Origin of the sequence: Leucobacter sp. cx-42, from assembly GCF_014529985.1 — a bacterium.
GTDB lineage: Bacteria > Actinomycetota > Actinomycetes > Actinomycetales > Microbacteriaceae > Leucobacter.
The window spans coordinates 185801-192311 of record NZ_JACVMU010000008.1 but is presented as its reverse complement, the minus strand read 5'-3'; the positions used below and the strand labels follow the sequence as shown (position 1 = coordinate 192311).

At 62.1% G+C, this 6511-nt stretch carries 5 protein-coding genes and 1 tRNA gene; all 6 read right to left on the bottom strand.

Going from position 1 to position 6511, the window contains the following annotated elements; all coding sequences use genetic code 11:
• Nucleotides 1-224 precede the first annotated feature (224 nt).
• A tRNA-Asn gene (locus ICM05_RS10060) sits at nucleotides 225-297 on the bottom strand.
• Nucleotides 298-432: 135 nt separating this feature from the next.
• Nucleotides 433-1281, bottom strand: a complete 849-nt coding sequence (locus ICM05_RS10055; protein WP_188024445.1) for an ATP-binding cassette domain-containing protein — start codon at nucleotides 1279-1281, stop codon at nucleotides 433-435.
• A gap of 76 nt (nucleotides 1282-1357) precedes the next feature.
• The gene (gene dnaG, locus ICM05_RS10050; RefSeq protein ID WP_188024444.1) at nucleotides 1358-3199 is read right to left on the bottom strand and encodes a DNA primase; all 1842 of its coding nucleotides are present in this window, start codon (nucleotides 3197-3199) and stop codon (nucleotides 1358-1360) included.
• Between the two features lie 10 nt (nucleotides 3200-3209).
• The gene (locus ICM05_RS10045; RefSeq protein WP_188024443.1) at nucleotides 3210-4487 is read right to left on the bottom strand and encodes a deoxyguanosinetriphosphate triphosphohydrolase; all 1278 of its coding nucleotides are present in this window, start codon (nucleotides 4485-4487) and stop codon (nucleotides 3210-3212) included.
• Nucleotides 4480-5676 (bottom strand): tRNA dihydrouridine synthase DusB, encoded by a 1197-nt coding sequence (gene dusB, locus ICM05_RS10040; protein ID WP_188024442.1) that lies wholly within the window; start codon nucleotides 5674-5676, stop codon nucleotides 4480-4482. Before dusB ends, ICM05_RS10045 begins: the two co-directional genes overlap by 8 nt.
• Before the next feature lie 28 nt (nucleotides 5677-5704).
• Complete coding sequence (locus tag ICM05_RS10035; RefSeq protein WP_188024441.1) at nucleotides 5705-6511, bottom strand: isoprenyl transferase; 807 nt, start codon at nucleotides 6509-6511, stop codon at nucleotides 5705-5707.

The following is a 6511-nucleotide window of genomic DNA, read 5'->3' as shown; positions in this document are numbered from 1 at the left end:
ACAGGCCTCGACCGTGAGCTTCTACGACACCGGTGTCACTGCAGAAGAAGGCCTCTGGGCAAGGAGCGGATGGGCCGGCCACAGCTGAAATCGCCCAACGCCATCCACTCTTTTTGTCCTATAACCCAAACTGTCCTTCTCGCCGGGTTGAACCGAAGCCGGCGCCAACCACAGAGCAGGCAACAAAACAAAAGACCCTCACCCGAAGGTGAGGGTCCGACTTGCTCCCCCGGCTGGGCTCGAACCAGCGACATCCTGATTAACAGTCAAGCGCTCTGCCAACTGAGCTACAGGGGATCATTGCCGAAGCAACGTAAACGATAGTAGCCCGCGCGAATGGGCCGCCGCAAATCACTGTGGGATCCCGCGCGCGTCACTCGTCGTCGCACAGCTACCTTCCAACGGAACGCCCCATTACAACGACCGTGTGGCCTACTCCATCGCAATTTCGTCGTACGCGGTACTGCGCAATGCCTGCGCGAGTCGCTGCACGTACTCGTGATCCGCCTGCCGGAAGATCGCGTTAATGTCGCCCGCACCGACGATGCCACCCTGCTGCATCACGAGCACATCTTCAACAAGGGCCTCGAGCATGCCGATGTCGTGGCTGATGAGCATCATCGCCGAGTTGGTGCGCTCGTGATACCAGCGCAGCAGCTCCACGATCCGCGGACGATTGTTGGCGTCAACGCCGAGGGTGGGCTCATCCGCGATGAGAACGGGCGGTTCGAGCATGAGCGATCGCATGACGGCGATGCGCTGGCGCTGCCCCTTTGAGAGCTCGTGCGGGAACTGCTGCAGCGTGCTGAGCGGGAGCGCGACGATATCCATCATTTCCGCGATGATTTCACCCATTGCGTCACGATCGAACTTGCGGGTGCGCTCAGAGACCGGCTCAAGCAACACGTCACCGATGGTCAGCTCGGCAGTGAGGGTGGCGCCCTCATTCTGGCTGAGGTAGCCAACATACGCAGTGAGCTTGTTACGCGTGCCCTTGGACGCGCGCGACAGATCGATATCGAGCGTCATTCCGGTGCCGCCGGAGTGCTTGATCCGCGCGCCTTTGTCGCCCGCGTCTTTCCCGCGTCCCGCAAGGAACTTCGTGAGCGTTGACTTGCCGGATCCGCTCTCGCCAAGCACCGCGAGGACTCCCCCGCGAGCAAGCTCGAAGCTCACGCCCTCAACAGCCTGGAAGGCTGCGCCGCCGCCGTGCGCCGGATAGCTGAGTGACAGGTCCTCGACCAAAATGGCCGGGTCTGCCTGCGGATTTGGGTGAGCCATGCTGCTACTTCCGTTCCGGGATGAAAATGTACGTAACTCACCCTACTGGCGGAAGCTCGTAGGGCCGCGGATCTCGCTACTCGTTTTTCAAGCTACGGCGTGCCGCCTCGAGGGCGACAAGCTGCTGTTGAATCACGAGCGAGTCTTCGCCACCCGCGCCGCTTTGGCGCTGGAGACGAGCGAGGAGTTCTTGTTTCAGAGCCTGCAAATCGCGGTCGAGAAGTGCAATCGTCACGCCGCGGGCATACGTCCCGAGGAGATCGGCGTTCTTCTGCGGCAACGGCGCCACGGCAAGCTCACGCACCAGAGTGCGGTGCGATTCTGGCGCGGCCGCCACGATCGCAGGAATCCAAGAATCACCCTGCCACTCCGGGAGTGCCACAGCGAGTGCGTCGCGGACAACGCGCAGATTCGGCTCGTGCACCTGCGCCGTTACGACCTGCGCGAGCAGATCATGCCCGATAGCCGGCGCCTGCTGAATCATTGCCATCAGTGCGTCGCGCTCCAGCAACATCGTCGGCTGGAACTGCAGCGTCGCGAGCGTTGGCCCATTCGCCCACGGTTCCGGCTCGGTAGAGATCTCGCGCATGGGCGCTTCCTGCGACCGTCCCGTGCGCACGGCATGCTGCACCTCGGGAAGATCCATTCCGAGCATGCGCGCGAGTTCTCGCGTGTATGCGGGGCGGATCGACGGATCTTTAATCCCAGCAACGATCGGCGCCGCTGCTCGCAGCGCAGCGATCCGCCCCTCAATCGTGTTGAGGTCAAAGCGACTGATCGCCTGTTTTAACGCGAACTGAAACAGCGGGATCTTGCGGTCGAACAGGTCACGAACCGCTTCGTCACCCTGGTGCAATCGGAGGTCGCAGGGATCGTAGCCATCTGGCGCGACTGCCGCGTAGGTCTGTGCGGAGAATCGCTTCTCCTCAGCGAACGCACGCAGTGCGGCCTTCTGGCCGGCCTCATCAGGGTCAAAGGTGAAGATCACCTCTGCCGCGGTGTCATCGCCCATCATGCGACGAAGCACCTGAATGTGATCGGGGCCGAACGCCGTGCCACAGGTCGCAACCGCGCACTCGACGCCAGCGAGATAGCAGGCCATGACGTCGGTATAGCCCTCGACGACCACCACGCGTTTACCGCGCGAGATCGCTTTCTTCGCAAGATCAAGGCCGTACAATACCCGCGACTTATGGTAGACCGGCGTCTCGGGCGTGTTCAGGTACTTCGGACCCTGATCATCGTCGTAGAGCTTGCGGGCGCCAAATCCGAGCACCTGTCCGCTGGTGTCGCGGATCGGCCAGACAACGCGCCCACGGAAGCGGTCGTACACGCCGCGTTGCCCCTCAGAAACAAGGCCAGACAGTACGAGCTCCTGCGGCGTGTACCCCTTGCCGCGAAGATGTGAGGTCAGTGCATCCCAACCGCGTGGCGCATAGCCGACGCCGAACGTCGCCCAGGCATCGCGATCAAAACCGCGCTGCTCAAGAAACGCGCGACCTGTGCCGGCCTCTTCCGACTGCAGCAGCTGTTCGCGATAGAACTGGGCGGCCTCCTGATTCGCTGCGAGCAGGCGTGCGCGCGGCGGGCCGTCTTCGCGGGTCGTCGGGCCATCCTCGTACGTGAGAACGTAGTTTGTGCGCGCAGCGAGTCGCTCGACCGACTCACTGAATGAGAGATGATCGTGCTTCTGTAGAAAGCTGATCGCGTCGCCAGACTCACCACAGCCGAAGCAGTGGAAATAACCGAGCGCTGGACGAACATGAAAGCTCGGGCTGCGCTCGTCGTGGAACGGGCACAGACCCTTCATCGAGTCGATGCCACCGTTCTTCAGCGCGACGTAGTCCCCTACGAGATCTGCGAGGTTTGTGCGTCGCTTGACCTCTTCAACATCACTTGCTTTGATTCGGCCGGCCATGAGGTGAAGTTTAGACGAGAGAAGCCGTGCAGAGGCGCTCGTACCAGGCGATTGCCGATTGATCTGTGAGTGATGCCACCTGGTCAACGATGGCGCGTCGGGCACCGGCTTCGTCCTTTGCGGCGCGAAAATCCGCGGCAAACGCGGGTTCAAGCTCGTGCGGTCCAGCCTCTTCGAGCGTGTGCAGCAGCTCGATGAGCAGACTACGCTGACGGCGATATGTCGGCTGTCGGCGACCACTCTGCATGACAAATGCGGCCACGATGCCCTTGAGCGTGGCAATTTCGGCGCGGATCTCGCGCGGCACCACAATCTCCGCACCGTACCTGGCGAGTGAGGCTCCATCAGCCGCAGCCATCGTTGCGGCGATCGAGGTACGCGCAAAACGCCCAATCATGTCGCTCGTAAAGTTCTTGAGCTTTGCCTGGTCGCGACGCGAGCCATCCCAGCTGGTGAGCCAGTTCTGGCTGTGCGCCATCCGGTCAAAGGCTGCCCCGAGTTCATCGGTCGAGAAGTCCCCGCCTGCCCAATCGGAGACCGTGCGGATCAGCGAATCATGGCCAGACCGTGCGGTCAAAAATAGCGGATCAATGTGCTCACTGACGATGGCATCTTCGAAGTCATGCACAGAATAGGCAATGTCGTCGGAGAGGTCCATGACCTGAGCCTCTGCGCACTTTTGGCGATCCTTCGCGCCCTGACGCAACCAGTCAAAGACCGGCGCATCATCGGCGAAGTAGCCAAACTTCATGCTGCCGGGGGCCGCTTCTTCGAGCGCCCACGGGTACTTGCAGCTCGCGTCGAGCGTCGCGCGCGTGAGGTTCAGGCCGACACTGTCGCCCTCCGGGGAGAAATGCTTGGGTTCGAGGCGCGTCAGAATACGCAGTGTCTGCGCGTTGCCTTCGAAGCCGCCAAAGCCGGTCATCCACTCGTTCAATGCACGCTCACCGTTGTGCCCGAACGGCGGGTGGCCAAGATCATGCGCGAGACACGCCGTGTCTACGACGTCCTGCGATAGCGCAAGCGAGGCCGCAAGCTCACGGCCGATCTGTGCGACCTCGAGCGAGTGGGTCAGTCGATTACGCGCGAAATCCACTCCGGCGGTGGGGCTGAGCACCTGCGTCTTTGCAGAGAGCCTCCGCCATCCACTGGAGTGGAGCACGCGGGCGCGGTCGCGCGCAAAATCGCTCCGCGCACCGCTGTGTGTTTCTGGCAGGAAGCGCTCGGTATCACCCGAGCTGTATCCGGAAGGCAACGCTGCCTCGCCGGATAGCGAACGATTAGCCACCGTCTACTCCGGTCTCATCACCTTCGCCCTCAGCAAGGGCTGCAAGGTCAATGTGGGTCGTCTCGCGGCTGTCGAGCCAGCCGTAGGGAAGAATCGTGCGCTTCGGGCTACCTGCGCGGCCGCGCTGACCCTCAGCACCCTCGCCGGGGTACGGCATCTCGCGATCCATCGTGTCGAAGATGGCGTCCATCTGATCGAACGACTCGACGGTCGCAAGCGCACGGCGGGTCTCGCCGCCGACGCCGTAGCCCTTGAAGTACCACGCGACGTGCTTACGAATGTCGCGGCAGGCGCGCTCTTCCGAGCCGTCGTAGAAGTCTACGAGCAGTTCGGTGTGGCGACGCATAGCGACCATGACCTCGCCAAGGTTCGGGTGCGCGAGTGCGGCCTGCGCTTCCTCTGCGCTGATCTGGCCAGCTTCGGCCTTGAACGCAGCGGCGAGGTCGCCAAAGAGCCAGGGGCGACCGAGGCAGCCACGGCCAACGACAACACCATCGCAGCCGGTTTCACGAACCATGCGGATCGCGTCATCAGCGGCCCAGATATCGCCATTGCCGAGCACGGGAACGCTCGTGATGGTTTCCTTGAGCTTGGCAATCGAAGACCAGTCGGCCTGGCCCGAGTAGAACTCGTTCGCGGTACGGCCGTGCAAAGCGATCGCCGCTACACCTGCGTCCTCTGCCGCGCGAGCAGCATCAAGGTAGGTGAGGTGATCCGCATCAATTCCCTTGCGCATCTTCACCGTGAGGGGAATGTCGCCGGCGGCCTTGACCGCACCCTCGACAATCGCACGGAAGAGGTCGCTCTTCCACGGAAGCGCCGAGCCGCCACCGCGACGCGTCACCTTGGGAACCGGGCAACCAAAGTTCAAGTCAATGTGGTCAGCGAGGTTCTCGCCAACCAAGAATTTCACTGCCTCAGACACGGTCGTGGGGTCGACGCCGTACAGCTGGATCGAGCGAGTCGTCTCACTCTCGTGATGCTTGATGAGCTGCAGCGACTTCGGCGTACGCTCAACGAGCGCGCGAGTCGTCACCATCTCGCTCACATACAGGCCAACACCGTACTCGCGGCACAGGCGGCGGAATGCGGTGTTCGTAATTCCGGCCATGGGAGCCAAGATGACGGGGACGTCGAGTTCTAGCGGGCCGATCTTCAGGGCGGGCGCCGCGGCAGTCTGAGCAGTCATATCGCGTCTATTCTCTCAGATGCAGCTGTTAGCTGAGTCCAGCTGTGGACTGACCGGCTTCTGGCGTGTCGACAGCTCCGCCGAAGCGGCGATCGCGCGCATGGAAAATGCGGATCGCTTCCCACAGCTCCTTACGCCCAAAATCTGGCCAGAGCGTATCGAGGAACACCATCTCCGCGTAGGCCGACTGCCAGAGCATGAAGTTGCTCGTGCGCTGCTCGCCAGAACTGCGCACAAACAGGTCAACCTCAGGGAGTTCAGGCACATACAGATGCCGTTCGATAACTCGCTCGGTGATGCCCTTCGGACTGAGTTCCCCGCGCTTTACTTCTTCGGCAATACGGCGAACCGCGTCGGTGATCTCGTTACGACCGCCATAGTTCACGCACATAGTGAGGGTGAGGCCCGTATTGTTGCGAGTGACGCGTTCCGAAGCCTGGAGTTCTTTAATGACCGAGCCCCAGAGCTTCGGCCGACGGCCGGCCCAACGCATGCGCACGTTCCAGCTATCAAGTTGATTGCGGCGGCGACGCAGCACGTCGCGGTTGAAACCCATGAGGAAGCGCACCTCATCGGGTGAGCGACGCCAATTCTCGGTTGAGAAGGCGTACACACTCAAGTGCGTGACGCCCGCCTGAATTGCCCCAGCAACGACGTCGAGGAGCGCCTGTTCGCCCATCTTGTGACCCTCAACGCGAGCGAGGCCGCGCTGATTCGCCCAGCGACCGTTACCGTCCATAACGATGGCGACGTGCTTCGGTGCTGGTCCAGCAAATTTCGGGGGCTGCTCCCCCGTCCAATCGACCGGGACGAGATTTTCGGGTGCCTGGTGCAT

Bases quoted from the DNA above. Each gene is read 5' to 3' on its own strand.
- ICM05_RS10055 (WP_188024445.1), bottom strand. From the start codon at position 1,281: ATGGCTCACCCAAATCCGCAGGCAGACCCGGCCATTTTGGTCGAGGAC.
- dnaG (WP_188024444.1), bottom strand. From the start codon at position 3,199: ATGGCCGGCCGAATCAAAGCAAGTGATGTTGAAGAGGTCAAGCGACGC.
- dusB (WP_188024442.1), bottom strand. From the start codon at position 5,676: ATGACTGCTCAGACTGCCGCGGCGCCCGCCCTGAAGATCGGCCCGCTA.
- ICM05_RS10035 (WP_188024441.1), bottom strand. From the start codon at position 6,511: ATGCACCAGGCACCCGAAAATCTCGTCCCGGTCGATTGGACGGGGGAG.